The organism is Rhodosalinus sp., assembly GCF_046542825.1.
GTDB lineage: Bacteria > Pseudomonadota > Alphaproteobacteria > Rhodobacterales > Rhodobacteraceae > Rhodosalinus.
On sequence record NZ_JBKHAQ010000006.1, the window covers coordinates 1 to 23,794 of the forward strand.

Annotated in this window: 26 protein-coding genes; 9 read left to right on the plus strand and 17 right to left on the minus strand. The window is 68.7% G+C overall.

The features are described from left to right. Positions 1-152 precede the first annotated feature (152 nt). The 4 genes from ACLFOB_RS01640 to hpt all read right to left on the minus strand — a co-directional run bounded on the left by ACLFOB_RS01640 (position 153) and on the right by hpt (position 2,353). Positions 153-1,034, minus strand: coding sequence for a c-type cytochrome (locus ACLFOB_RS01640; RefSeq protein ID WP_410924520.1), 882 nt, complete (start codon positions 1,032-1,034; stop codon positions 153-155). Positions 1,035-1,043: 9 nt separating this feature from the next. Further along, a complete protein-coding gene (locus ACLFOB_RS01645) occupies positions 1,044-1,511 on the minus strand; it encodes a c-type cytochrome (RefSeq protein WP_410917198.1) in 468 nt (155 codons plus the stop codon). Positions 1,512-1,628: 117 nt separating this feature from the next. Next, a complete protein-coding gene (locus ACLFOB_RS01650; RefSeq protein ID WP_410924521.1) occupies positions 1,629-1,808 on the minus strand; it encodes a hypothetical protein in 180 nt (59 codons plus the stop codon). 8 nt (positions 1,809-1,816) lie between these two features. Next, positions 1,817-2,353, minus strand: coding sequence for a hypoxanthine phosphoribosyltransferase (gene hpt / locus ACLFOB_RS01655; RefSeq protein WP_410924522.1), 537 nt, complete (start codon positions 2,351-2,353; stop codon positions 1,817-1,819). 74 nt (positions 2,354-2,427) lie between these two features. Between hpt and ACLFOB_RS01660 the strand changes: the two genes are divergently transcribed. Beyond that, entirely contained in the window at positions 2,428-2,925 is a 498-nt protein-coding gene (locus tag ACLFOB_RS01660) for a type II toxin-antitoxin system RatA family toxin (RefSeq protein WP_410924523.1), read from the plus strand. Here ACLFOB_RS01660 and ACLFOB_RS01665 read toward each other — a convergent pair. From ACLFOB_RS01665 to ACLFOB_RS01675, 3 genes are read right to left on the minus strand one after another with little or no spacing between them, the layout of a single operon-like run. Continuing rightward, positions 2,877-3,359 (minus strand): CinA family protein, encoded by a 483-nt coding sequence (locus ACLFOB_RS01665; protein WP_410924524.1) that lies wholly within the window; start codon positions 3,357-3,359, stop codon positions 2,877-2,879. The two genes, ACLFOB_RS01660 and ACLFOB_RS01665, sit on opposite strands and share 49 nt — an antisense overlap. A gap of 12 nt (positions 3,360-3,371) precedes the next feature. Further along, on the minus strand, positions 3,372-3,869 hold the full coding sequence (locus tag ACLFOB_RS01670) for a phosphatidylglycerophosphatase A (protein WP_410918522.1): 498 nt from the start codon (positions 3,867-3,869) through the stop codon (positions 3,372-3,374). After that, entirely contained in the window at positions 3,866-4,990 is a 1,125-nt protein-coding gene (locus ACLFOB_RS01675) for a bifunctional 2-C-methyl-D-erythritol 4-phosphate cytidylyltransferase/2-C-methyl-D-erythritol 2,4-cyclodiphosphate synthase (RefSeq protein WP_410924525.1), read from the minus strand. The genes ACLFOB_RS01670 and ACLFOB_RS01675 overlap by 4 nt, the downstream gene beginning before the upstream one ends. Before the next feature lie 175 nt (positions 4,991-5,165). Between ACLFOB_RS01675 and dusB the strand changes: the two genes are divergently transcribed. The 5 genes from dusB to ACLFOB_RS01700 all read left to right on the plus strand — a co-directional run bounded on the left by dusB (position 5,166) and on the right by ACLFOB_RS01700 (position 12,389). Next, positions 5,166-6,146, plus strand: a complete 981-nt coding sequence (dusB, locus tag ACLFOB_RS01680; protein ID WP_410924527.1) for a tRNA dihydrouridine synthase DusB — start codon at positions 5,166-5,168, stop codon at positions 6,144-6,146. Further along, positions 6,143-7,219, plus strand: coding sequence for a two-component system sensor histidine kinase NtrB (locus ACLFOB_RS01685; protein WP_410924529.1), 1,077 nt, complete (start codon positions 6,143-6,145; stop codon positions 7,217-7,219). The genes dusB and ACLFOB_RS01685 overlap by 4 nt, the downstream gene beginning before the upstream one ends. Then, a complete protein-coding gene (locus ACLFOB_RS01690; protein ID WP_410924531.1) occupies positions 7,219-8,592 on the plus strand; it encodes a response regulator in 1,374 nt (457 codons plus the stop codon). The genes ACLFOB_RS01685 and ACLFOB_RS01690 overlap by 1 nt, the downstream gene beginning before the upstream one ends. Before the next feature lie 72 nt (positions 8,593-8,664). Continuing rightward, positions 8,665-10,974: an ATP-binding protein gene (locus tag ACLFOB_RS01695; RefSeq protein ID WP_410924532.1), complete on the plus strand. Its 2,310-nt coding sequence runs from the start codon at positions 8,665-8,667 to the stop codon at positions 10,972-10,974. Continuing rightward, positions 10,971-12,389 (plus strand): sigma-54-dependent transcriptional regulator, encoded by a 1,419-nt coding sequence (locus ACLFOB_RS01700; RefSeq protein WP_410915527.1) that lies wholly within the window; start codon positions 10,971-10,973, stop codon positions 12,387-12,389. Before ACLFOB_RS01695 ends, ACLFOB_RS01700 begins: the two co-directional genes overlap by 4 nt. A 201-nt stretch (positions 12,390-12,590) precedes the next feature. On the opposite strand, the gene speE is transcribed toward ACLFOB_RS01700, so the two are convergent. Together speE and speD are read right to left on the minus strand one after the other, a co-directional pair. Beyond that, entirely contained in the window at positions 12,591-13,436 is an 846-nt protein-coding gene (gene speE, locus ACLFOB_RS01705) for a polyamine aminopropyltransferase (protein ID WP_410924534.1), read from the minus strand. Next, the gene (speD, locus tag ACLFOB_RS01710; RefSeq protein WP_410915529.1) at positions 13,433-13,957 is read right to left on the minus strand and encodes an adenosylmethionine decarboxylase; all 525 of its coding nucleotides are present in this window, start codon (positions 13,955-13,957) and stop codon (positions 13,433-13,435) included. Before speD ends, speE begins: the two co-directional genes overlap by 4 nt. Before the next feature lie 242 nt (positions 13,958-14,199). On the opposite strand from speD, the gene ACLFOB_RS01715 reads away from it, so the two are divergent. The 3 genes from ACLFOB_RS01715 (at position 14,200) to rpsI (ending at position 16,307) form a co-directional block, all read left to right on the plus strand. Beyond that, complete coding sequence (locus ACLFOB_RS01715; protein WP_410915530.1) at positions 14,200-15,177, plus strand: SLAC1 anion channel family protein; 978 nt, start codon at positions 14,200-14,202, stop codon at positions 15,175-15,177. A gap of 180 nt (positions 15,178-15,357) precedes the next feature. Beyond that, positions 15,358-15,822 (plus strand): 50S ribosomal protein L13, encoded by a 465-nt coding sequence (gene rplM, locus ACLFOB_RS01720; protein ID WP_410915531.1) that lies wholly within the window; start codon positions 15,358-15,360, stop codon positions 15,820-15,822. Then, positions 15,822-16,307, plus strand: a complete 486-nt coding sequence (gene rpsI / locus ACLFOB_RS01725; protein ID WP_410915532.1) for a 30S ribosomal protein S9 — start codon at positions 15,822-15,824, stop codon at positions 16,305-16,307. Before rplM ends, rpsI begins: the two co-directional genes overlap by 1 nt. Before the next feature lie 366 nt (positions 16,308-16,673). Here the strand turns inward: rpsI and ACLFOB_RS01730 are convergent, their stop codons facing one another. The 8 genes from ACLFOB_RS01730 to ACLFOB_RS01765 all read right to left on the minus strand — a co-directional run bounded on the left by ACLFOB_RS01730 (position 16,674) and on the right by ACLFOB_RS01765 (position 23,749). Then, a complete protein-coding gene (locus ACLFOB_RS01730) occupies positions 16,674-17,291 on the minus strand; it encodes a TetR/AcrR family transcriptional regulator (RefSeq protein ID WP_410915533.1) in 618 nt (205 codons plus the stop codon). Then, complete coding sequence (ppk2, locus tag ACLFOB_RS01735; protein ID WP_410924536.1) at positions 17,284-18,156, minus strand: polyphosphate kinase 2; 873 nt, start codon at positions 18,154-18,156, stop codon at positions 17,284-17,286. The genes ACLFOB_RS01730 and ppk2 overlap by 8 nt, the downstream gene beginning before the upstream one ends. 40 nt (positions 18,157-18,196) lie before the next feature. After that, on the minus strand, positions 18,197-19,138 hold the full coding sequence (locus ACLFOB_RS01740) for an alpha/beta fold hydrolase (RefSeq protein WP_410924538.1): 942 nt from the start codon (positions 19,136-19,138) through the stop codon (positions 18,197-18,199). A gap of 1 nt (position 19,139) precedes the next feature. Further along, the gene (gene metA / locus ACLFOB_RS01745) at positions 19,140-20,063 is read right to left on the minus strand and encodes a homoserine O-succinyltransferase (RefSeq protein WP_410915536.1); all 924 of its coding nucleotides are present in this window, start codon (positions 20,061-20,063) and stop codon (positions 19,140-19,142) included. Positions 20,064-20,103: 40 nt separating this feature from the next. Then, positions 20,104-20,967, minus strand: a complete 864-nt coding sequence (locus tag ACLFOB_RS01750) for an ATPase (protein ID WP_410924556.1) — start codon at positions 20,965-20,967, stop codon at positions 20,104-20,106. Between the two features lie 224 nt (positions 20,968-21,191). After that, positions 21,192-22,031, minus strand: coding sequence for a sugar phosphate isomerase/epimerase family protein (locus ACLFOB_RS01755; RefSeq protein ID WP_410915537.1), 840 nt, complete (start codon positions 22,029-22,031; stop codon positions 21,192-21,194). Between the two features lie 12 nt (positions 22,032-22,043). Continuing rightward, positions 22,044-22,880 (minus strand): carbohydrate ABC transporter permease, encoded by an 837-nt coding sequence (locus ACLFOB_RS01760; protein ID WP_410924540.1) that lies wholly within the window; start codon positions 22,878-22,880, stop codon positions 22,044-22,046. Beyond that, positions 22,877-23,749: a carbohydrate ABC transporter permease gene (locus ACLFOB_RS01765; protein ID WP_410915539.1), complete on the minus strand. Its 873-nt coding sequence runs from the start codon at positions 23,747-23,749 to the stop codon at positions 22,877-22,879. Before ACLFOB_RS01765 ends, ACLFOB_RS01760 begins: the two co-directional genes overlap by 4 nt. Positions 23,750-23,794 lie beyond the last annotated feature (45 nt).

The following is a 23,794-nucleotide window of genomic DNA, read 5'->3' on the forward strand; positions in this document are numbered from 1 at the left end:
GGTCACGGGGCGGGTGCGCCCGCCCCCGACGACGTTCAGGCCGCAGGCAAGAACACTACCGAGCGGTCAATGGAAGAGCCTGAACGGCGAGACTGGGGGGCCATCGGCCCCCCGTTTTTCTTTCCCGGCGTCAGGGGGTTGCCCGCGGCGCCTCAGTCAAGTGCCAGCAGGTAGGCGGCGATCGCCTCCCGGTCGGCGGCGGGCAGTTGCGCCAGGTTGGTGACGACGTCCGCCATCGTCCCGCCGGCCGAATCGTAATCCGGCGTGAAGCCCGATTCGAGGTACCAGGCGATGTCCGACGCGCTCCAGTCCAGTTCGTCAGGCGTGATCGCCGGAATCCGGCCGCGGCCGGAGGGGTTGGGCGCGCCTTCCATCCAGCGCGCCGGGTCGAGCCCGCCGAAGCGGTCGCGCGGCGTGTGGCACTCGGCGCAATGCGCCAGCGCCTCGACAAGGTAGCGCCCGCGCTCCAGCTCATCGGTGCCGGCATGCGACATCACGAACTCCTCTTCGAGATAGAGCCGCTTCCACAGCCCGATCCCGCGCCGCAGGGTATAGGGAAATTCCACCTCCTGCGCCGCGCTCTGCACGTCCGAGGGCGGCAGCGTCTGCAGGAAGGCCCAGAGGTCGGCCACGTCCTGCGTCTGCATCTTCGCGTAGGCCGTGTAGGGGAAGGCGGGGTAATAGTGCTGCCCGTCGGGCGAAACGCCGCGCATCATCGCGTCGGCGAACTGCGCAAGCGTCCAGTCCCCGATCCCGGCCTCGGGGTCGGGCGAGATATTGGGCGCCACGAAGGTGCCGAAATCGGACTCCAGCCGGACCCCGCCGGCCAGCACGCGCCGATCCTCGTCCTCGGCATCCTCCGCCGCGTGGCAGGAGGCGCAGCCGCCGGCGAGAAAGACCGCCTCGCCCCGGTCGGCGTCGCCCTCCAGCCCTTCGGTCGCCGAAGCCGGCAGGCGGGCGGGCGCGCTCAGGAACCAGCCCGCCGCCGCAAGGACGACGGCGAGCCCGATCAGGATGGTGAACAGCCGGCGCATGCTGCCGGATCAGTCTTCCGGGGTGCGGTGCGCATCGTGGCAGGCCTTGCAGGTGCCGCCCACCTGCTGCAGCGCCGGTCCGATCGCCTCGACCCCGCCGCCGGCCGCGGCCTGCATCTCCTGCGCGGCCTCGCCGAAATCCGACCATTTCGCCAACAAGTCTGCATTGTCGTCCCAGATCGAGGGTTCGGCGCGCGTGCCGTCCAGCGTCATCGAATCGCTGCCCTCGGGCCAGTGCAGCGACTGGTCGATGTTCGACACCGCCACCAGCGTATCCGCCGCCGCCTGCGCGCGCTCGGCGTCGTAATCGATCTTGCCCTGCGCCATGCCCCCCAGCACGCCCAGATTGAGCGCCATGATGCGGAACTGGCCCTGCCGCGCCTTGAGCTGGGCCTCGAAATCGTCCTGCGCCATGGCGGCGGGCGCGACCAGCGCGACGGTTGTGGCGAGGCTGATAATCCCGGTCTTGAACGTCATTTTGTCGTCTCCCTTTCAGGACGTACATCGGAGCATGCAGGGTGCCGCAAGATCGTAGCAATTGCACGACACAATGCGAAAGAATCTTGTCCGGAACAGGCAGGCCCCGCGCGCACGTCAGCGCAGGGCGGGGATATGGCGCGGCCGCGGGTTCAGCTCCATCCAGTCGGGGGTGCCAAACAGCGCCTCGAGCCCCGTGATGGCGACCGCGGCCAGAACCACGACGCCCACGGTCCAGCGAAAGGCCTTGGACGGCGGATGCCGCACCCAGCGATACATCCGCAGGAACCAGTGCATCGGCAGCATCAGGTGAATCGAACCTTGCCGATATAGGGCAGGTTCCGGTTCCGCTGGGCGTAGTCGATGCCGTAGCCCACGACGAACTCGTCCGGAATCTCGAAGCCGGTCCAGTCCGCGTGCACCTCGACCTCGCGCCGCGCAGGCTTGTCGAGCAGGGCGATGCATTTGAGCCTTCGGGGCCGCCGCGCCCGCAGCAGCGTCAGAACATGCGCCAGCGTGTGCCCGGTATCGACGATGTCCTCGACGACCAGCACGTCGCGCCCCTCGATCTCGCCGCGCAGATCCTTGAGGATGCGCACCTCGCGCGAGCTTTCCATCGCGTTGCCGTAGGACGACGCCTCAAGGAAATCCACCTCGACCGGCAGGTCGAGCTCGCGCACGAGATCCGCGATGAACACGAAGGACCCGCGCAAGAGGCCCACGACCACCAGCTTGTCGGTGCCCTGAAACTCCGCCTCGATCTCGTGCGCCAGCGCCTCGATGCGCGCCGCGATCGACTTGGCCGAGATCATCTCGTCGATGACATAAGGACGCTGCCCCATCCCGCCCCCCTTGAATTCGCGGGCGGAGCATACGACATCGGGCGCCACTGTCACGGAGGAACTGACCCCAGCCGATGCCCGCCCATTCCGAAACCCGGACGCTGCCCTACACGCCGCAGCAGATGTACGATCTGGTCGCGGACGTGGACCGCTATCCGGAGTTCCTGCCATGGACGGCGGCCGCGCGCGTGCGCTCGCGCACGCCGGTGACCGGGCCGGGCGGCGAGCATGGCGAGGTGATGGAGGCCGACCTCGTGATCTCGTTCAAGGTGTTCCGCGAACGCTTCGGCAGCCGGGTCGAGCTTTGGCCCGGCGAGTGGGTGATCAATACCGAATACCTCGAAGGGCCGTTCAGGCACATGCAGTCGCGCTGGCGATTCGAAGAGGCCGATGGCGGCTGCCGGGTGCATTTCTCGGTGGATTTCGAGTTCAGGAACCGGCTGCTTCAAAGCGCCGCGGGCCTCTTCTTCTACGAGGCGATGCAGCGGATCGTGCGGGCCTTCGAAGCGCGCGCGAAGGCGCTTTACGGAGAGGGCTCGCCTACCGCCGCGTCGAGCAGCGACATGGCGTGATCCACGGCCGCGCGGCGCACGTTCTTGCGCCCCAGCGGCCCGAACTCCTGCGTTTCGGTCCGAGTGTCGCCCTCGCGGAGGGCGATTGCGAAACAGACGCGGCCTTCGGGCTTCGCGTCGCTGCCGCCGGGGCCCGCGATCCCGGTGATCGCGGCGGCGACATCCGCTTCCGACCGCGCGAGCATCCCCTCGGCCATCTCGCGCGCGACGGGTTCGGACACCGCGCCATGCGCGTCCAGCGTCTCTGCCGCCACGCCCAGCAGGTCCTGTTTCGAGCGGTTGGTGTAGGTCACGACCCCGCGGTCGAAGATCGTCGACGATCCCGCCACCTCGGTGATCCGCGCTGCGAGCAGACCGGCGGTGCAGCTTTCGGCGGTGGCGATCCGCAGCCCGGCGTCGCGGTAGCGAACGAGCAGCATGTCCGGCGTGGTCATCGCAAACGTCCCTCAGGCCATGAGCCACAGGTGGAACAGGGCGGCGAGCGCGACGGTTCCGGCTGCCGCCATCAGTCCCGCGATCAGGTCGTCCAGCATGACGCCCGTTGCGCCCGGGCGCCGGTCGGCCCAGCCCACCGGACCGGGCTTGAGGATGTCGAAAAGCCGGAACAGCACGAAGCCCGCGACCCAGCCGGGCCAGAGCGCGAGCACCGGCGCCCCGGACACCGCCGCGCCCGCCGAAACGGGCCAGAGCGCCAGCCACTGGCCGGCCAGTTCGTCGATCACGATCTCGGAGGGGTCCTTGTCGTCGGCCTCCGCGGTCGCGCGGGCGACGGCCCACCAGCCGATCGCCGTCACCGCAAGGGTGGCAAGGAAGACCGCCGCAAAGCCGCCCAGGACATGCAGCGCCCATAGCAGGGGCAGTGCGGCGGCGGAGGCCCAGGTGCCGGGGCCGGGCCGCAGATAGCCCAGGCCGAAGAGCGTGGCGACGGCGCGTGTGAAGGTCATGGCGCGAGCAGGGTGACGGTGGCGAGCGCGGCGATGCCTTCCTCGCGCCCGGTGAAGCCCAGCCGTTCGCTGGTGGTGGCCTTGACGCTCATGCGGGACGTCTCGATCTGCAGTTCCCGCGCGAGTTCCGCCTGCATTTCAGTGGCATGCGGCCCGATCTTTGGGCGTTCGCAGATCAGCGTGACGTCGGCGTTGGCGACGGCGAAGCCGCGGGTGCGCACGAGTTCTCCGGCATGGCGCAGGAACACGCGGCTATCCGCGCCCTTCCATTGCGGGTCGGATGGCGGGAAGTGCCGGCCGATGTCGCCCTCTGCCAGCGCGCCGTAGAGCGCGTCGGTCAAGGCATGCATGCCCACGTCGGCATCCGAATGCCCCTCGAGGCCCCGCTCGTGCGGGATGCGCACACCGCAGAGGATCACATGATCGCCCGACCCGAAGGCGTGCACGTCGAAGCCATTGCCGGTCCTTACATCCATTTCGCCTCGCAAGTGTCTTTCCGCACGTTCGAAATCCTCCGGAATGGTGATCTTCAGATTGGCCTCGTCGCCGGCCACGATCGCCACCTCGATCCCCGCGGCGCGACCCACCTCCACGTCGTCGGCCGCACCGCCCGGATGCGCGCGATGGGCCGCAAGAATGGCGTCGAGCCGGAAACCCTGTGGCGTCTGTGCGCGGTAGAGGCCGTCGCGCGCCTGCGTCCCTGTCACCATGCCGCCGGTTCCGCGCCACAGGGCGTCCGTCACGGGCAGGGCGGGCGCCGCGCCGTCGTGCCTGCGGAGGGCCGCCACCACCGAGTCGATCACCGCGCGCGACACACAGGGGCGCGCAACGTCATGGATCAGGACATGCGTCGCGCCGCCGCTTGCCAGGGCTTCCAGTCCTGCGCGCACCGAGGCGTCGCGCGTCTCGCCACCGGGGACCCAGCGCAGTCCCTCGGGCACCTCGGTCGCGTCGTCGGGATGGATGACCAGGACCACCTCGGCGATTGCCGGATGCGTGGCGAAGGCCGCCAGCGTCCAGTCCGCGACCCGCCGCCCGGCCAGCGCGCGCCATTGCTTGGGCCGACCGCCGCCTGCGCGGCGACCGCGGCCCGCGGCAACGATGAGAGCGGCTGTATGCATCGCGATCCCGTTCAGGTCCGCTTCTGTCTACCCTGCCCGAGGCAGGAGGCAAAGCCCGCGCGCACACGCCCAAGAATTGTGCAGCACTCGCGTCTCCGGGTGGCTTTTCGGCCCGCGAACTTGCCGCAAGCGCCGGCATAGCCTAGCTCTGAGCGCGTGCACAAGGATTAGGCAGGTGACGATCACGCTCGGCAACAGACGACTCGACCCCCCCGTGGTCCTGGCCCCGATGGCGGGAATCACCGACCGTCCCTTCCGCGACCTCGTGGCGGGGTTCGGTGCCGGCCTCGTGGTGTCCGAGATGGTGGCGAGTCAGGAAATGGTGCAGGCCAAGCCCGGCGTGCGCGAGCGGGCTGAACTGGGCCTGGGGCGTGCCGACACGGCGGTGCAACTGGCCGGCCGCGACCCGCACTGGATGGCCGAGGCCGCACGCATGGCGGAAGCGAACGGCGCCCCGATCATCGACATCAACATGGGGTGCCCGGCGAAGAAGGTGGTGGGCGGCCTTTCGGGCTCGGCGCTGATGCGCGAACCGGACCATGCCCTGCGGCTGATCGAGGCGGTGGTGGGCGCGGTGTCGGTCCCCGTCACGCTGAAGACACGTCTGGGCTGGGACGAGGACGCGCTCAACGCGCCCGAGATCGCGCGCAAGGCCGAGGCCGCGGGCGTGCGGATGATCACCATTCACGGGCGCACCCGCTGCCAGTTCTACAAGGGGCGGGCCGATTGGCGCGCGATCCGGCGGGTGGTCGATGCGGTCTCGATCCCGGTGATCGCCAATGGCGACATCACCACGCCGGAAGAGGCGCGCACGGCGCTCGCGGCCTCGGGCGCGGCGGGCGTGATGGTGGGCCGCGGCGCGCAGGGCGCGCCCTGGCGGGTGGCCGAGATTGCCGCCGCGCTGGCCGGTGGTCCGGCCCCCGCCGTTCCTGTGGGACGCGCGTTTTCCGACATGATAGCAGGGCATTACGAGGCGGCGCTCACCTTTTACGGAAGTGCGCTGGGCGCGCGGGTCGTGCGCAAGCATCTGGGCTGGTACATGGATCGTGCGGGCACGCCAGCCGATCTGCGCCGCCGCGTGCTGACGGCCGATCCGGGCGAGGTGCTGCGCCTGATACCGCAGGCCTGCGCCGCGCGCCTGACCGCCGCCGCATGATCGACGAGGCGGCGATCTGGGGCGCCCTGCCGGTGCCGGGCCTGGTGCTCGATGCGGAGGATCGCATCGCCAGCGCCAACCCGGCCGCCGAGAATTTCTTCAACGCCTCCGAGCGCGCGCTGCTCGGCGCCCCGGTCTGGGACCGGCTGATGGTTGACGCGCCGATGGAGGAGAGCTTTCGCCGCGCGCGCGAGAACGGCACGCCCCTTTTCGTCAACGACGTGGATGTGGGCACCGGCGACCGCCCGCCGATGCAGTGCAACCTGCAGATCGCGCCGCTGGGCGGACCGGCGGGCGCGATGATCCTTGTCATCTCGCCGCGCGAACTGGCCGGGCGGCTGACCAAGAGTCATTCGGTGAAATCCGCCGCCAAGTCCGCGATCGGCATGGCGGAGATGCTGGCGCACGAGATCAAGAACCCGCTCGCCGGCATCACCGGCGCGGCGCAGCTGTTGTCGATGAACCTGTCGAAGGACGATCTGGAACTGACCGACCTCATCGTGGCCGAGACCCGGCGCATCCTGAAGCTGCTCGAACAGGTCGAGCAGTTCGGCAACACGAGGCCGCCGACGATGCAGCCCGTCAACGTGCACGACGTTCTCGACCGTGCGCGGCGCTCCGCGCTGCTGGGCTTCGGCGCGCACATGAAGATCGTCGAGGATTACGACCCCTCGCTGCCGCTCGCGCAGGGCGATCCGGACCAGCTGTTGCAGGTGATCCTGAACCTCTTGAAGAACGCCTCGGAAGCCTCTGATCCCGCTGGTGGAACCGTTCGGCTGCACACCTACTACGAGCACAGTTTCCGGCTGCGGCGGGCCGACGGCGACGGGCAGTCGCTGCCGCTGCAGATCGAAGTGATCGACGACGGCCCGGGCCTGCCCGCGGATCTCGAGGGCGACATCTTCGATCCCTTCGTCTCGGGGCGCGAGAACGGCACCGGCCTTGGCCTCGCGCTGGTGTCCAAGATCGTGTCGGACCACGGCGGCTGGATCTCCGTGTCCTCCGCGCCGGGCCGCACCGTGTTCCGCATTTCCCTGCCGCGCGCGCCGCGCGAACCGAAGGAGACCCGCTGATGGACGGCACCGTTCTCGTCGCCGACGACGACCGCACGATCCGCACCGTGCTGACCCAGGCGCTCACGCGCGCCGGCTGCAAGGTGCACGCGACCTCGTCGCTGACCACGCTGATGCGCTGGGTGGCCGAGGGCAAGGGCGACGTGGTGATCTCGGACGTGATGATGCCGGACGGCAACGGGCTGGAGATGCTGCCCAAGATCGCGCAGGACCGGCCCGGCCTGCCGGTCATCGTGATCAGCGCGCAGAACACCATCATGACCGCGATCCAGGCGGCCGAGGCAGAGGCCTACGACTACCTGCCCAAGCCCTTCGACCTGCCGGACCTGATGAAGCGCACGGCCAGGGCGCTGGAGAACAGGCGGCGCGCGCCCTCCGTCCCGGTGGACGAGCCCGCGGCCGAGGACGGAGAGTTGCCGCTGGTGGGCCGCACGCCGGCGATGCAGGCGCTCTACCGGCTGATCGCCAAGGTGATGAACGCGGATCTTCCGGTGCTGATCACCGGCGAATCGGGCACCGGCAAGTCGCTGATCGCGCGGGCCATCCACGATTTTTCCGACCGCCGCACGCTGCCCTTCGTGACGGTGACGGGGGCCGATCTGCGCGAGCTGGAGGCGCCGCAGCGCGTGCTGGCGCGGGTGAAGGGGGGCACGCTGCTGATCGACGAGATCGGCGACGTGGAGGACGAGGTGCAGGCCCGCATCGTGCGGATGATCGACTCGCCGGGTGAACATGTGCCGCGATTCATGGCCACCAGCCAGGGCGACCTGTCGCGCGCGATGGAAGAGGGGCGGGTGCGGCGCGACCTCTACTACCGGCTCACCGGGGCCACGCTCCATGTGCCCAGCCTGCGCGAACGGGTCGAGGACATCGCGCTCTTGACCGAGCATTTCCTGGCGCGGGCCGAGCGCGACGGGCTCTCGCGCCGGCGGCTGTCGAAGGACGCCGAGGAGCTTTTCCGCGTCTACAGCTGGCCGGGCAACGTGCGGCAGCTGGAGAATGCCGTGCGGCGGCTGGTGCTGACCTCACGGGCCGACGAGATCACACGCCCGGAAGTCGAGCAGGTGCTGGGCGACCAGCCAGAGACCGAGCCGGTGCTGCGCGGCCGCGGTACCGAGAGCGAAAAGCTCTCCGCCTCCGTGGCGCGGCACCTGCGGCGCTACTTCGACCTGCATGGCGCGACGTTGCCGCCGCCGGGCCTGTATCAGCGCATCCTGCGCGAGGTGGAGGCGCCGCTGATCGAGATCGCGCTCGAGGCCACCGGCGGAAATCAGGCGAAATGTGCCGATCTGCTCGGGATAAACCGCAATACATTGCGCAAGAAGATCACCGACCTCGAGATTAACGTGACACGTCGCCGCAAATTGATGTAAAAGGGCAACAGGCCCGTGGCGAGCGTGCGGTGAACAGGCCGCCGTGCATGAGACAGCCACAACATCTGGCGGATGGGCGCAGGCTGCGCCCAATGGAGGCGAGGGCAGGACGTGGCCTTGGGGGCACAACGTCTTTCGTGGGAACGGCTGAGCCGGCTGCGGCGTCAGCGCCGCATTCAGAATGCGGCGACGCTGGGCCTGGTGCTGCTTGGGCCGGTACTGGCGCTGGCAACCTTTCTCGTGCTGGGGCCGCTGGACCAGGGCGCCGGCGCGCTGACCCTGCGGCTCGTTCTTCTGGCGGACCTCGTCTACGTCCTGGCGGTCGCGGCGCTGGTGTTCCAGCGCATCGCGCGGATGATCGCGGCGCGGCGCGCCCATTCGGCGGGGTCGCGGCTGCATCTGCGGCTTACCTTCGTCTTCGCGGTGATGGCGCTGATCCCCGCCGTGACGGTCGCCGTCTTTGCCGGTCTCACGGTCAACATCGGGCTCGAGGGCTGGTTTTCCGACCGGGTGCGCAGCGTGGTGGGCTCCAGCCTCGCTGCCGCTGAGGCCTACGAGCAAGAGCATCGCGAGGATCTGGCCACCGATGCGGACGCGCTGGCGGACTATCTGGACGCCGGGGCGCGCAACAGTTTCCTGATGAGTGACGGTGAGTTGCGGGTGTTGCTGGGGCAGGGACAGGGACAGATCCAGCGCGGTCTGCGCGAGGCCTACGTGATCGACGGGGCGGGCGAGATCCGCGCGCGCGGCGAACGGTCCTATCTCTTCGATTACGAGCGGCCACCGGCAGAGGCCTTTCCCCGCGCCCGCGAAGAGGGTGTGGCCATCGTCGAGGACTGGGACAACAACGAGTTCCGCGCCCTGGTCCCGCTCGACGCTTTCGCCGACCGCTGGCTCTATGTCAGCCGCGAGGTGGACGGAGACCTGCTCAGCCTGCTGGACGAGACGCAGGAGACCGTGCGCCTCTATCAGCAACTCGAGAACGAGCGCGGGCGCGTGCTCTTCGAGTTCGGGCTGCTCTACCTTGGTTTCGCCGCCATCCTGATCCTTGCCGCCGTCTGGCTGGGGCTGTGGTTCGCCGAGCGGCTGTCGCGACCGGTGGGCCGGCTGACGGCCGCGGCGCAGCGCGTGGGCACCGGCGATCTGGACGTGCAGGTGCCAGAGGAAGAGGGCGACGACGAGATCTCGATGCTGGGCCGCTACTTCAATCAGATGACGCGGCAGCTGAACGCCCAGCGCGAGACGCTGCTGGAGAACACCCGCCAGATCGAGCGCCGGCGCCGGCTCTTCGATTCGGTTCTGTCCTCGGTGACCTCCGGGGTGGTGGGCCTCGATTCCTCGGGGCGCGTGACCTTCGTGAACCGATCCGCCGAGCGTCTGCTGGGCTGGGAGGAAAGCCGCCGCTCGCTGCCCATCGGGCTGGCCGTGCCGGAGTTCGGCCCGCTTTTCGAGCGCGTGCGTTCGGGGCGCGTGGCGGTGGCGCAGGACGAGGTCAAGGTGATCCGCGAAGGACGGATGGAGAACCTGCTGGTGCGGATCGCGCCCCGGCGGCGCGACGACGGCGGCACGGAGGGTTACGTCGTGGCCTTCGAGGACGTCACGGACCTGGTCGCGGCGCAGCGCATGGCCGCCTGGGGCGACGTGGCCCGCCGGATCGCGCATGAGATCAAGAACCCGCTCACGCCGATCCAGCTTTCGGCCGAGCGCATCCGCCGCAAGTTCGGCGGCAGGCTGGACGAGGCCGAGTCCGAGCAGCTTGCGGACATGACCGAGCGCATCGTGCGCCAGACCGGCGACCTGCGCCGCATCGTCGACGAATTCTCGCGCTTCGCACGCATGCCCGAGCCCGTGCGCAAGGCGGAGGATCTGGCGCGGCTGCTGTCGGATGCCGTCGCGATGCAGGAGGCGGGCCAGCCCGACGTCCGCTTCGAGACGGAAATCCCGGAGGGGCCGGTGATGGCCGAGCTCGACGCCACGATGATCGGGCAGGCGCTGACCAACCTGATGAAGAACGCGGGCGAGGCGATCGAGACCCTGCAGGAGCGCGGCGCGCCCGAGGATCATGCGGCCGTGATCCGGGTCACGATGCAGACGGACCCCCGCGAGGCGGTGATCCGCATCGCGGATTCGGGGATCGGCCTGCCGGAGGACCGCGCGCGGCTCTTCGAGCCCTACGTCACGACGCGCGAGAAGGGCACCGGGCTGGGCCTGCCCATCGTGAAGAAGATCGTCGAGGAGCATGGCGGCACCCTCTCGCTTCAGGATGCGCCGGTCTTCGAAGGGCAGAGCCGCGCGGGCGCGATGGCGGTGATCCGCCTGCCGCTGCCCGCGCGGGAGACGACGCAGGATATTGAACAGAAAGAGATAGCGGGGGGCGCATGAGCGACATTCTCATCGTGGACGACGAACGGGACATCCGGGAACTGATCGGCGACATTCTGGAGGACGAGGGGTATTCGGTGCGCCTTGCCGGCACCTCCGACGAGGCGATGGCGGCGATCAACGCCGAGCCGCCTGGCCTCTTGATCCTCGACATCTGGCTCAAGGACAGCCGGATGGACGGCATCGACATCCTCAAGACCACCAAGCGCGACAACCCGGACGTGCCCGTCGTCATCATCTCGGGGCACGGCAACATCGAGATCGCGGTCGCCGCGATCAAGCAGGGCGCCTACGACTTCATCGAGAAGCCCTTCAACATCGACCAGCTTCTGGTGGTGATCCGCCGCGCGATGGAAACCTCGCGGCTGCGGCGCGAGAATCAGGCGCTGAAGCGGCGCGAGACGCGCGCGGCCACCATGATCGGCGAAAGCGCGGCGTTCCGCGCGCTCGTCTCGCAACTCGACAAGGTCACGAAGTCGAACGGGCGCGTCATGCTGACCGGCCCGGCCGGCGCGGGCAAGGAGGTGGCCGCGCGCTACGTCCATGCGCGGTCGAACCGGGCGGGCGCGCCCTTCGTCACCGTGAACTGCGCGGCCATCGCGCCCGAGCGGATGGAAGAGGTGCTCTTCGGCCGCGAGACCTCCGAGCGCGGGATCGAGCCCGGCCTCCTGGAGGAAGCGCATGGTGGCGTGGTCTATTTCGACGAGGTGGCGGACATGCCTCCCGGCACGCAGTCGAAGATCCTGCGCGTGCTGGTCGACCAGACCTTTCAGCGCGTGGGCGGCACGGACAAGGTGCGCGTGGACCTGCGCGTGATCTCGTCGACGAACCGGGATCTGGCGTCCGAGATCGCCGCCGGCCGCTTCCGTCAGGAGTTGTTCCACAGGCTCAACGTGGTGCCGATCCGCGTCCCCTCGCTGGAGGAGCGGCGGGACGACATTCCCGTGCTTGCCCGCCACTTCATCCAGGAGGCCAACGGCGCGCAGGGCCTTCCCCTGCGCGAACTCACCGACGAGGCGGTGGCGCTGATGCAGACGATGCTCTGGCCCGGCAACGTGCGCCAGCTGCGCAACCTCGTCGAACGGGTGCTGATCCTCGGCGACGGGACCGGGCCCATCGAGGCGCGCGAACTGCCGCAGGATCCGCAGCCGCAGCCCGGCGAGGGCCGCGTGGTGCTGTCCGGCGACGTGGCGACGCTGCCGCTGCGCGAGGCGCGCGAGGCCTTCGAGCGCGAATATCTGCTCACGCAGATCAACCGCTTCGGCGGCAACATCTCGCGCACCGCGAACTTCGTCGGCATGGAGCGCAGCGCGCTGCACCGCAAGCTGAAGTCGCTGGGTGTGGTCACGGGAAAGACCGGCCGGAATGGCGCCGACGAGGACGCCCCGACCGCGGCCGTCAGCCGGGCAGGGTAGGGGCGACCGTCGTTTCCGACCATGGGGACCGTTCCGGGAGCGGCCCGGCGTCTGCAGGTCCGGCGGAAACGCCGGGTGCGGGGTCTTCCCGAAACCGCATCGCAGCGTGCGGGAGAACACTTTGCTTGAGATCCGCAGCTTGCCGCACTTGCCGCGCAGGGCATCCGCCTGGCCGGAAGGCCCCGTCGTTCCCCCGCTGTCTCACAGCAGCAGTTTCTGCACATAGCCGGGCAGGGCGAAGGCGCCCGCATGCACCTCTGGCGTGTAGTAGGCGGTCTCGATCCCAGAGGCCTCGAACCGGCCCCGCAGCACCTCCGCGGGCGTCTCGCGCGCCGGGCCGTCGGTGCCCCAGCCGAAGGCCATCGGCCCGCCGGCGTAGCTGGGAACCGTCGCGAGGTAGCAGGAGGCGTCGGCAAAGAGCGTGCGGAAGGCGCGCATCGTGTTCGCCAGTTCCTCGCCCTGCAGGAAGGGAACGCCGTTCTGCGTGACGAGGATGCCGTCGGGCGCCAGCCGGCGCTTCGCCTGTCCATAGAAGGTGTCGGTGAAGAGCACCTCGCCCGGTCCCACGGGGTCGGTGGAGTCCACGATGATGACGTCGTAGGCCGCACCCTCGCGGCGAATGAACTCGGCCCCGTCTGCAATCACCAGCTCGAGGCGCGGGTCGTCGAAGGCGCCGGCCGAGATGGCGGGAAGATATTCTTTCGAGAATTCCACCACGCCGGCGTCGATCTCGACCATGGTGACGCGCTCGACGCTCGCGTGACGCAGCGCCTCGCGCGCCATGCCGCCGTCGCCACCGCCCACGATCAGGACGCGCCGCGCCGCGCCATGCGCCAGGATCGGCACATGGGTCAGCATCTCGTGATAGATGAAGTTGTCGGCTTCCGTCACCTGCACCACGTCATCGAGCGTCATGACACGCCCGAAGGTGGCGTTCTCGAACACCTTCAGGCGCTGATGGTCCGTCTCGCTGTCGTAGAGCATGCGATCGACGCGCAGCGACTGCGCGTAGTCGCGGTGGAGCCGCTCCTGCACCCAGTCTGTCATGCCGCGATGCCCGCTTCAGCCACCACGTCTTCGCCGCGGCGCAACTCCTTGACGCGCACGTCGGCGGTGCCGAAGGCATGCCGCAGCACGTCGACCGCGCGCCAGGGCTGCGCGTCGCCGCACATGAAGACGTCGAAGGCGCCATAGCCGATCTCCGGCCAGGTGTGCACGCTGATGTGACTTTCGGCCAGCACGGCCACGCCGCTCACACCCTGCGGGCTGAACTTGTGCGTGTGGATGTGCAGAAGCGTCGCGCCGCAGCGGTCCACGCAGTCGCGGAACGCCTGCTGGATGCGCGCCTCGTCGTCAAGGCCGTGCCCGTCCACCACCTCGATGATGAGGTGCGTGCCGGCAAAGACGGCCCCGTCGCGGCGGATGAAATGATCGTCGCGCGTCTCGTCGAACACGTCGAGCGGTGCGGAAACGGTGGTGCGCGGCACATCAGTGCCGCGGTCGGTGTCTTCCATTTGGGCGCCTGTCTCCAGACCGATCCCCAGTTGGAAGAGGTTGGCGTCCTTCATGGCGCTCCCCTTCTAGCCAGCAGATTGAATCCGGCCGGTACCTTAGCGCCCCCCCGGAAGACATCCGAAGTTGGGATCGGCCCCGATTTCCGTAACGCGCACTTATGAGGGCGGACCGAGTCGCACAAGGGGCGACGTCGCGCATGAGCCAGGAACTTTCGCATGGGCGGTATTGATTTGCGTCAAGGCAACACCCGGCGCCGCGCGCGAGGGAGGGCACGAGGATCCGAGGAGCGAGCACAATGCAGGACACGGCTGCGGACACCGGAGAGACCGACCGGCTGGAGAACTTCCCCATAAGCTTCTTTGCCATGGTGATGGGTCTGATGGGACTGAGCCTGGCGCTGCACGCGGGCAGCGTGCCGTGGCCTGCGCTCGCGAACGCGTCCGAGGCGGTGCTGTGGATCGCCTTGGCGGCCTTTGCGGGGATCGCCGCGCTCTATGCGCTCAAAGCCCTGCGTCATCCCGGTGCCGTGGCCTGGGAATGGAACCACCCCGTGCGGCTGGCCTTCTTTCCGGCGATCTCGATCTCGCTGCTGCTGATCGCGACGGGGCTCATGGCGTCACAGCCTGCGGCGGCACATGCTGTCTGGTGGGTGGGCGTGATCGGTCAGGCCGTGCTGACAATTGCCGTGGTCTCCGGCTGGATCGGGCACCGCAGCTTTGAGGTGGGGCATCTGACGCCGGCCTGGTTCATCCCGGCGGTGGGCAACGTGATCGTGCCTGTCGCCGGCGTGCCGCTGGGCCACCCGGAGGTGTCGTGGCTGTTCTTCTCCGCCGGTCTCGTCTTCTGGATCATCCTGCTGACGCTGGTGTTCAACCGTCTGGTCTTTCACGATCCGGTGCCCGCGCGGCTCTTTCCCACGCTGGTGATCCTGATCGCGCCGCCGGCGGTGGCCTATCTGGCCTGGGTGCAGCTGGTGGGCGGGCTCGATCCCTTCGCGCGGGTGATGCTGAACGCGGCCTATGTCTTCACCGCGCTGGTCGCGGTGCAGGTGCCGCAGCTTTTCAGGCTGCCCTTCGCGCTGTCCTTCTGGGCGTTGTCCTTCCCGGTGGCGGCGCTGTCGATCGCGTCGTTCCGGCACGGGGAGCTGGCGGGCTCGGCAGCCCATGTCTGGATCGGGACGGCGGCGCTGGCGGTGCTCGGCGCGGTGGTGGTCGGGCTGCTGTGGCGGACGGCCCGCGCAGCCCTGAGCGGCGAGATCTGCCGGCCGGAATGAGGGGGCCCAAATCAGGGCATTTTGGGGTATTCTGATACCTAGATTACAAGTTACTGATTTCAAGCGCATATTGCGGCCCAGCCGCCCTTGACTGTGCGCGTCGCATCCGTATAACCGCGCAATCCCGACGGCAGGGGCCGCACCCCTGCGCGCGCGAGCTACGATGAAGGACACCCCCGGATGAAGACCTATTCAGCGACCCCGGCGGACATCGAGAAGAAGTGGATCGTGATCGACGCCGAAGGCGTCGTGCTCGGCCGCCTCGCCTCGATCGTCGCCACCCGGCTGCGCGGCAAGCACAAGCCGGGCTTCACCCCGCACATGGACTGCGGCGACAACGTGATCGTCGTCAACGCGGACAAGGTGCAGCTGACCGGCCGCAAGCGCGCCGAGAAGCACTACTGGCACACCGGCTATCCCGGCGGGATCAAGTCCCGCACGAAGGAGCAGATCCTGACCGGCGCACACCCCGAGCGCGTGGTCATGCAGGCCGTCAAGCGGATGCTGCCCGGCAACCGGCTGGCGCGCCAGCAGATGACCAACCTGCGCGTCTATGCCGGCGCCGAGCACCCGCACGAGGCGCAGCAGCCCGAAGTGCTGGACGTCAAGGCGATGAACCCCAAGAACACCCGGATGGCGAGCTGATGGCGGAAGAAATCAAATCCCTCGAAGGCCTCGAAGCGGTGGCGGGCACGCCCCCCGTCGAAGAGATTGCCGTGTCCCGCGAGCCGGTGCGCGACGAGCTTGGCCGCGCTTACGCGACCGGCCGGCGCAAGGACGCCACGGCCCGCGTCTGGATCAAGCCGGGCTCCGGCAAGGTGCAGGTGAACGGCAAGCCGATCAAGGAATACTTCGCGCGCCCCGTGCTGCAGATGATCCTGCGCCAGCCCTTCCAGGTGGCCGGCGTCGAGGATCAGTTCGACGTGATGTGCACGGTCAAGGGCGGCGGCCTGTCCGGTCAGGCCGGCGCGGTCAAGCACGGCATCAGCCGCGCGCTGCAGTATTACGACCCGGCCCTGCGCCCGGCGCTCAAGGCCGCGGGCTTCCTCACCCGCGACAGCCGCGTGGTCGAGCGCAAGAAATACGGCAAGCGCAAGGCGCGCCGCAGCTTCCAGTTCTCGAAGCGCTGAGGCGTTCATCCCGGCATCGGCAAGGCCACCCTGCGGGGTGGCCTTTTGCATTTTTGCGCAAGTCAGGGGTGCTGGCCGGTCCGGCGACTGAAAAGCTGCCCCATGCGGGCCTCTGCCGCTCCCTTCAGAGCCCGGGGGGCCGGGAGTGCGCGGGCATGGACGGCGGTGCCATCGCGCTCCGGACCGGCGGCTTCGAGAGGGTCGGGACCGTCTGCGCGCTCGTCCCCCGGTGACCCTGCGCGGCATGCAGGCAACGTGCCAGGACGCCGGCTGTGCCGCCGAGGGCACCCGTGACCCCGGAGCGCGTGGTTCCGATGCGGGCAGGGTGGCATCCGGGCGAAGGCTGGGGCGTGCGGCGACTGACCCTCACTCGTCCGGCGGGATCAGGCCCAGGCCCCGCAGATAGACGCCGATGCCGCTTTCCAGCAGGTCATCCGGCGGAAAGGGCGACTGCGTGCCGGGCGAGTTGCGCGCGAATAGCTCCACCACCCCGTGGCTCATCGCCCAGATATGGGCCGAGAACATCGCCGGCGGGGGGCGTTTGGCGGGCGGGATGTGCTGCGACAGGTCCTCTGCCGCGCGCTGCAACACGCCCCAGGCCCGCGCGGCCGCGGCGGCCAGTTCCGGCGTGCGGTTGATCGAGATGCCGCTTTCGAACATCGCGATGTAGTGGCCGGGATACCTGCGTGCGAAAGCCAGATAGGCGCGCCCCGACGCCTCGAAGGCGGCCAGCGCCGAGGGCTGCCCGGTGTCGTAGGCGTATTGCATCACGTCTGCGAAGATCTCGTAGCCCTGCCGCGCGGCCTCGGCGATCAGATCCTCGCGGCCCTCGAAGTGGCGATAGACGGCGGCCGGTGTCACGCCGGCCTGCTTGGCCGCCTCCGACAGGGTGAAGCCCTGCGGGCCCTGCGCCTCGATCAGCCGCAGCGCCGCCTCGACCAGTTCCTGCCGCAGGTTGCCGTGGTGATAGCCGCGCTTAGCCATCCCGCCAAAGCTCCGGCCCGCCCGCGATGGCCGGGTCGCTCGCGCCGATGGCGCGGTCATCCTTCGGCGCGTAGTCGATCCGCGCCAGAACCGCGCGGATCGCCTCCAGCCGGGCGCGGCGCTTGTCGTCGGACCGGATTACGGTCCAGGGCGCGTGAAGGCTGTGGGTGCGGTTCAGCGTCTCGCGGATTGCGTCGGTATAGGCATCCCAGCGCTTCAGCCCCTCGACGTCGATCCACGACACCTTCCACTGCTTGAGCGGATCGCGCTCGCGCGCGAGGAAGCGGCGCATCTGTTCGGCGCGGTCGACGTTGAACCAGAGCTTGACCAGCACGATGCCCGCGTCGGTCAGCATCCTCTCGAAGTCCGGCGCCTGCCGGAAGAACCGCTCGCGCTGCGCGGGCGTGCAGAAGTCGAAGACATGCTCGACCACGCCGCGGTTGTACCACGACCGGTCGAACATCACGATTTCGCCCGCGGCGGGCAGTTGCTCGACGTAGCGCTGGAAATACCACTCCGTCGCTTCGCGGTCAGAGGGCTTGGGCAGCGCCACCAGCCGGGCCACACGCGGGTTCATGTTGGCGCGGAACCGCTTGATCGTGCCGCCCTTGCCGGCCGCGTCGCGGCCCTCGAACACGACGGCGACGCGTGCGCCCGCATCCGTCGCCCAGCGCTGCAACTTGGCGAGTTCGATCTGCAGCGCCTCCAGGCGGGCCTTGTAGGCCTTCTTTCCCAGCCGTTCGGTATAGGGGAAATGCGCGCCGATCAGGTCGTTCTTCCCGGCACCCTCGATCGCGGCGCGGATCTCCTGCGGCGTTTCGTTCAGGAAATGGGTGGTGATCGCGCCATCGAAGGGCAGGGGCATCGCTGCATCCTTTTCGGCCGATAATGGGGGCCTGTCGTGTTCAGCGCAATCCGGCGCGCGCCGCCGCCCGGTCCACGGCCGCGACGACCGCGCCTTCGCGCGCGTGGTGCGGCATGTGCCCGATCCCCTCCAGCACGGTCAGCCGTGCACCCTCGATCTGCCGCGAGAGCGGCTCGGAATGGATCGAGAGGCCCACCGTGGTGTCGGCGTCGCCGTGCAGGATCTCGGTGGGCACGTCGATCTCGCCGTATCGGCTGTGCAGCGTGCGGATCTCGGCGTTGATCGAGGCGCGCTGCAGCGCGTTCTCCCGCAGCGTCGCGCGCCGCAGGGTCAGGCCCGGGCCGAAGTGGGCGCCGTAGCCGTCCGGCACCGGCTGGGGGGCGAAGACCTCTGCCACCGCGCGCTCGACGACGCGGTCGGGCACCCAGGCGGCGATCAGCGCCACGGCGACAGGCCCGAGCCAGGGATGCGAGGTGAGCCTGTAGTAAAGCGACAGCGGGCTGTCCCAGGGGTTCGAGGCCGCCGCCACCGGCACCAGCGCCGAAAGGCTCTCCGGGTGGTGCACGGCCCAGGCCAGCGCCACCGCGCCGCCGTAGCTGTGGCCCAGCACGATGGGCCGCTCCGCCCCAAGCTGTTCGGCGGCCTGTTGCAACAGCGTGGCCTGCTCCACGATCGAGGCGCCGCCGTTGCCCAGCCGCGGCGTGTAGCCAAGGCCGGGGCGGTCCAGCGCGATCACCCGGTAGTCGCGCGCCAGCCGGCCCATGAGCGAAAAGGTGAAATCGCGCAGGTTGCCGCTTGCGCCGTGGATCAGCACCACGGGCGGTCCCTCTCCGGCCTCGCGCACATGCACCGGGTGCCCCTCGACCGTGACGATCCGGCCCGAGGGCGGCCAGCGCTCCTCGACCCGCGCCTCGTGCGCGCGCGCGCGCCAGAGCGTCACGGCCGCCAGCACGGCGAGCGCAGCGAGCGTCCAGAAGATCACCTTAAGCGCCAATCGCCTGCAGGTCGTAGGGGGTGGACTGATAGATCTCGTTGATCCAGTTGCCGTAGAGCAGATGGGCGTGGCTGCGCCAGCGGTTCGCCGGCTTCTGCGCGGGATCGTCCCCGGGATAGTAGTTGACCGGCACGGCGACCGGCGTGCCCGCCGCCACGTCGCGGTCGTATTCCTGCTTCAGCGTGTCGCTGTCGTATTCGAGGTGGTTGAAGATGTAGAGCGCGCGGTGGTTCGCGTCCTCGACCAGGCAGGGGCCCACTTCGTCCGAACCCAGCAGCGTGACGAGCCCCGGCGCCGCGTCGATCTCTGCCTGACGCATCTCGGTCCAGCGGCTGACCGGGATCAGCAGATCGTCCGAGAAGCCACGCAGGTAGGGCGAGGCCGGCGCCAGGTTGCGATGCCGGAAGCAGCCGAAGGCCTTTTGCGACAGCATGTGCTTCGCGACGCCGTGGAAGTGATGGATCATCGCCATGCCGCCCCAGCAGACCCCGAAGGTCGAATGCACATGGCTCTGCGTCCAGTCGAAGACGCGGCAGATCTCGTCCCAGTAGGTGACGTCCTCGAAGGGCAGATGCTCGATCGGGGCGCCGGTGATGATGAGCCCGTCGAGCTTTTCGCCGGAGGCCTCCACCTCGGCGAAGGGGCGATAGAAGCTTTCCATGTGCTCGGCCGCGGTGTTGCGCGTGCGGTGCTCGGTCATGCGGATCAGCACAAGCTCGATCTGCAGCGGCGTGGCCCCGATCAGGCGGGCGAACTGGTTCTCCGTCTGGATCTTCTTCGGCATCAGGTTCAGCAGACCGATGCGCAGCGGGCGGATGTCCTGCCGCGACGCCGCGTCCTCGGACATCACCATGACCCCTTCGCGCGTGAGCACGTCGAAGGCGGGCAGGTCGGAGGGCAGCTTGATGGGCATGGGGCGGGCAGGGGCTCCGTGAGAGTGGGTGGAGATAGACCTATTGACCCTTCGCCTCAAGGGCGCGGGCGACGAGCGCCTCGAAGCCGGCGGCATCCTCGACCTGCGCGACCTCGTCGGCCTGCACGGTGACGCCGCGGCGCGCCATTTCCGCATAGCGCGGCTGGCGGTGCGCGAGGGCGCGGGCATAGGTCCAGCGCACGAAGGCGTCGGGGTCCACCTGGTCCTCCGCGAGACCGGTTTCTTGCAGATACTCGTTCCAGCGCGTGCGCAGGAAGTCGGGTTGGTAATACATGGGCTTCGGCGCCCGGTCGAAGCGGCGCACCAGCTCCTCGGTATGCGCGTCGCTGCCCTCGATCCAGATCAGCAGGACCGAGTCCTCGAGCAGGCGCAGCAGCGGATCTGCGGGGTCCCAGGGATCGACCACCTCGCAGATCGAGCCCCCGGAATCGCAGACGAAATTGGCATAGCCGTAGATTTCCTCGGCCCGCGCGATGAACTGGGGGGTGTCGGCCAGCGCGGCGATCTCGGCCGCGCGGTGCTGTTCCTGCCGGCGCATGTATTCGTCGAAGGGCAGGCCGCCCTTCGCCGGGTCGCCGGGCTTGCCGAGATAGGTGGAGAGCGGCGCGAGGTTGTGGAAGCGGATCTTCGACTCGATCGAGATCGAATCCGTCATCAGCAGATCGCGCAGGAAGGGGACCTTCATCGCCTCGCGCTTGAAGTGATCGGCGATGTGCTCGCCCATGTAGCGGGTGCCGATGCGGTAATCGATCGAGTAATGGAACCAGTCGCCCTGGTCGCGCAGAAGGCTGGCGAGCCGCGTCTTGCCCAGGCCCGACATGCCGAAGAGCAGTACGCGCTTGCGCGCGGCTGCCTGCCAGTCCGCTGCCGACTTGTAGAGCATCGCCGCCTCCCGCCCTGCCATCGCGCCCTTCCTATCCGCCCGCGTGCCGCCCGGCCAGAGGGCTTGCAAGGGCCTTGGAAGGCCCTTGCAAGCGGTTTCCAAACCGCTTGCAAGGCGCTTTTTTCAAGCGCCTTGGGCCGGGCGCGCTCAGGGCAGCGCGCGCCGCACCCGTGTCTCGGCCCGGACGTCGAGGCCGTTGGCGGCAAGGATCACTCCCCTTGCATTCAGGGGTCATCGGTCAGGCACGGGGCCTGGCGGGCCAGTCGCGCAAGGCGGTCCGCCGTCTCCGGCAGCCGGTGCAGGTTCGCGCGCACCTCGAGGATCAGCCGGGCCGGATGCTCCGGCGCCGCCAGATGCTCCATCACCGGGCGCCAGTTGATGCGCCCGTCGCCGGGGTGCCAGTGCCGATCGGCGTGGCCGTCCACGTCCTGCAGGTGCACATGCGCAAGCGCCGACCCCGCCGCGGCCAGCACGTCGATGACCGGCGGCGCGCCGTAATTGGCATGGGCGAGGTCGGCATGGCCGGTATCGACCGACAGCTTCAGATTTGCGTGACCGATCCGCGCCACGAGGTCGCCGCGATCCGCCGGGTCGGTGTCGTCGATGTTTTCCAGCACCAGCGTGACCCCCTCGGTGGCCGCGCGGTCGAGTACGGGGGCAAGGCAATCGGCGCAGGCCTCCATCAGTCCGGTGCGCAGGAAGCTGTAATTGGTGTAATTCAGCCTGTGCCAGAAGTTGAACGGCGAATGCACCACCATCAGGTCGGCGCCAAGCCGTGCCGCGATCTCGACCCCCTTGCTCAGGCGCGCGCCGATGATGGCGCGGATCTCGCGATCCGGGTTCGAAAGGTCCAGCCCGAAGAAGGGCCCGTGGATGCCGCGCGGGCCGCGGTGCCCCTCGAGCCGCGCGCGCCATGCCGCGACAAGCTCCGAGACATCGCCGGCGATCACATCGGCGCCGACGAAATCCTGTATCTCGATGGGGCGGTCGGCCGCGACGATCCAGTCTTGCAGACCGTCGAAGTCGCCCAACCGGACGGCGGCACCGATCGTGGGAAGGGGCATGGGGGATCCTTGCTACTTGATGCCGGCGCGCATGAAGCTTTGCACGAACTGGCGTTGAAACAGCAGAAAGCCGATCAGCAGCGGGGCGGAGGTGATCAGCGTGGCTGCGGTGATGATCGACCAGTCTATGCCGCTGTCGGTGGTGGCGAAGATCGACAGCCCCACGGTCAGCGGCCGCGTCTCGACCGAGGAGGTGATGATCAGCGGCCAGATGAAGTTGTTCCAGTGGTGGCTGACCGAGACCAGCGCGAAGGCCAGCATCGTGGGCCTGGCCAGGGGCACGTAGACCCGCCACAGCAGTCCGAGCCAGGAACAGCCCTCGACCCGCGCCGCCTCGTCGAGTTCGCGCGGCACCGTCTTGAAGGTCTGGCGCAGGAGGAAGATGGCGAAGCCGCTGGCGAAATAGGGCAGGCCGATGGCAAGGATCGTGTCGATCAGCCCGAGGCTGCCCATGGTGGTGTAATTGCGCACCAGCAGGATGTCGGGCATCACCATCAGTTGCACCAGCACCAGCGCGAAAAGCGTGTTCTTGCCGGGGAAGTCGAACCGCGCGAAGGCGAAGGCGGCCAGCGAGCACAGGATCAACTGCGCGGTCAGGATCATCGTGACCAGAAGGATGGTGTTGACGAAATAGCGCGCGAAAGGCGCCGCGTTCCACGCGCGCACGAAGTTCTCCAGCGTCAGCGGCGCCAGGGGGGCGAATTGCGTCTCGTAGGCGGCGGGGTGGATCGCGGTCCAGACCGCATAGGCCAGCGGCAGCAGCCAGACGAGGGCCAGTGCCCAGGCCCCGGTCACGACCAGCACCCGGTCCAGATCGGCGCGGGCCGCGGGAATTGCCGGGGCGCTCATCGGTAATGCACCTTGCGGTCGAGAAAGAAGAACTGCCCGATGCCGACGATCGCGAGGATGACGACCATCACCACGGTCAGCGCCGAGGCATAGGATGTGTCCCAGAAGCGGAAGCCCTGCTCGTAGATGTAGTAGAGCAGCAGCATGGAGGCATTGTTCGGCCCGCCCTGCGTCATGACGAAGATGTGGTCGACCGTGCGGAAGGCGTTGATCGTGGCGTTGACCGAGATGAACAGCGTCGTCGGCATGATCAGCGGCCATGTCACGCGGCGAAAGAAGGTCCACCGCGAACAGCCCTCGATCGCGGCAGCCTCGCGCAGCGTGGGCGGGATGGTCTGCAGAGCGGCGAGGTAGAAGATCATGAAGAACCCGGCCTGCGACCAGACGGTGACCGCGGTGACGGCGTAAAGCGCGGTGTCGGGGTTGCCGATCCAGTTGCGCGGCGACAGCCCGGCCAGCCCGCGCAGCTGTTCGAACAGGCCGAAGCCCGGCAGGTAGAAGAACAGCCAGATGTTGGCCACCGCGATCAGCGGCAGCACCGTGGGCGTGAAGAAGGCCATGCGCAGGAAGCCGCGCCCGAGGATGCGCCCCTGCACGAAGAGCGCCATGGCCAGCGCCAGCGCGACCGAGGCCGGGATCGTGATCGCGCCGTAGATCGCGTTGTTGATCATCGCGCGCAGAAAGATGGGATCGGCCAGCATCCGCTCGTAATTGGCCAGACCGATGAAGACCGCCGGCCGCCGCCCCCGGGCGGTGGACCAGAAACTGTCGATCACCGTCTGGATCGCGGGGTAATGCGTGAAGGCGAACAGCAGAACCAGCGCCGGGCCGAGGAAGGCGAGCGCGATCAGCCAGTCTCTTCGAAACATGGTGACGGGCCTTGAACGGGGGCACAGCGCCCCCTGGGGGGGCGC

Excerpts from the sequence above, each read along its gene's own strand:
- ACLFOB_RS01640 (WP_410924520.1), bottom strand. The coding sequence starts at position 1,034 with ATGCGCCGGCTGTTCACCATCCTGATCGGGCTCGCCGTCGTCCTTGCG.
- ACLFOB_RS01645 (WP_410917198.1), bottom strand. The coding sequence starts at position 1,511 with ATGACGTTCAAGACCGGGATTATCAGCCTCGCCACAACCGTCGCGCTG.
- ACLFOB_RS01650 (WP_410924521.1), bottom strand. The coding sequence starts at position 1,808 with ATGCACTGGTTCCTGCGGATGTATCGCTGGGTGCGGCATCCGCCGTCC.
- hpt (WP_410924522.1), bottom strand. The coding sequence starts at position 2,353 with ATGGGGCAGCGTCCTTATGTCATCGACGAGATGATCTCGGCCAAGTCG.
- ACLFOB_RS01660 (WP_410924523.1), top strand. The coding sequence starts at position 2,428 with ATGCCCGCCCATTCCGAAACCCGGACGCTGCCCTACACGCCGCAGCAG.
- ACLFOB_RS01665 (WP_410924524.1), bottom strand. The coding sequence starts at position 3,359 with ATGACCACGCCGGACATGCTGCTCGTTCGCTACCGCGACGCCGGGCTG.
- ACLFOB_RS01670 (WP_410918522.1), bottom strand. The coding sequence starts at position 3,869 with ATGACCTTCACACGCGCCGTCGCCACGCTCTTCGGCCTGGGCTATCTG.
- ACLFOB_RS01675 (WP_410924525.1), bottom strand. The coding sequence starts at position 4,990 with ATGCATACAGCCGCTCTCATCGTTGCCGCGGGCCGCGGTCGCCGCGCA.
- ACLFOB_RS01685 (WP_410924529.1), top strand. The coding sequence starts at position 6,143 with ATGATCGACGAGGCGGCGATCTGGGGCGCCCTGCCGGTGCCGGGCCTG.
- ACLFOB_RS01690 (WP_410924531.1), top strand. The coding sequence starts at position 7,219 with ATGGACGGCACCGTTCTCGTCGCCGACGACGACCGCACGATCCGCACC.
- ACLFOB_RS01695 (WP_410924532.1), top strand. The coding sequence starts at position 8,665 with ATGGGCGCAGGCTGCGCCCAATGGAGGCGAGGGCAGGACGTGGCCTTG.
- ACLFOB_RS01700 (WP_410915527.1), top strand. The coding sequence starts at position 10,971 with ATGAGCGACATTCTCATCGTGGACGACGAACGGGACATCCGGGAACTG.
- speE (WP_410924534.1), bottom strand. The coding sequence starts at position 13,436 with ATGACAGACTGGGTGCAGGAGCGGCTCCACCGCGACTACGCGCAGTCG.
- speD (WP_410915529.1), bottom strand. The coding sequence starts at position 13,957 with ATGAAGGACGCCAACCTCTTCCAACTGGGGATCGGTCTGGAGACAGGC.
- ACLFOB_RS01715 (WP_410915530.1), top strand. The coding sequence starts at position 14,200 with ATGCAGGACACGGCTGCGGACACCGGAGAGACCGACCGGCTGGAGAAC.
- rplM (WP_410915531.1), top strand. The coding sequence starts at position 15,358 with ATGAAGACCTATTCAGCGACCCCGGCGGACATCGAGAAGAAGTGGATC.
- rpsI (WP_410915532.1), top strand. The coding sequence starts at position 15,822 with ATGGCGGAAGAAATCAAATCCCTCGAAGGCCTCGAAGCGGTGGCGGGC.
- ACLFOB_RS01730 (WP_410915533.1), bottom strand. The coding sequence starts at position 17,291 with ATGGCTAAGCGCGGCTATCACCACGGCAACCTGCGGCAGGAACTGGTC.
- ppk2 (WP_410924536.1), bottom strand. The coding sequence starts at position 18,156 with ATGCCCCTGCCCTTCGATGGCGCGATCACCACCCATTTCCTGAACGAA.
- metA (WP_410915536.1), bottom strand. The coding sequence starts at position 20,063 with ATGCCCATCAAGCTGCCCTCCGACCTGCCCGCCTTCGACGTGCTCACG.
- ACLFOB_RS01750 (WP_410924556.1), bottom strand. The coding sequence starts at position 20,967 with ATGCTCTACAAGTCGGCAGCGGACTGGCAGGCAGCCGCGCGCAAGCGC.
- ACLFOB_RS01755 (WP_410915537.1), bottom strand. The coding sequence starts at position 22,031 with ATGCCCCTTCCCACGATCGGTGCCGCCGTCCGGTTGGGCGACTTCGAC.
- ACLFOB_RS01760 (WP_410924540.1), bottom strand. The coding sequence starts at position 22,880 with ATGAGCGCCCCGGCAATTCCCGCGGCCCGCGCCGATCTGGACCGGGTG.
- ACLFOB_RS01765 (WP_410915539.1), bottom strand. The coding sequence starts at position 23,749 with ATGTTTCGAAGAGACTGGCTGATCGCGCTCGCCTTCCTCGGCCCGGCG.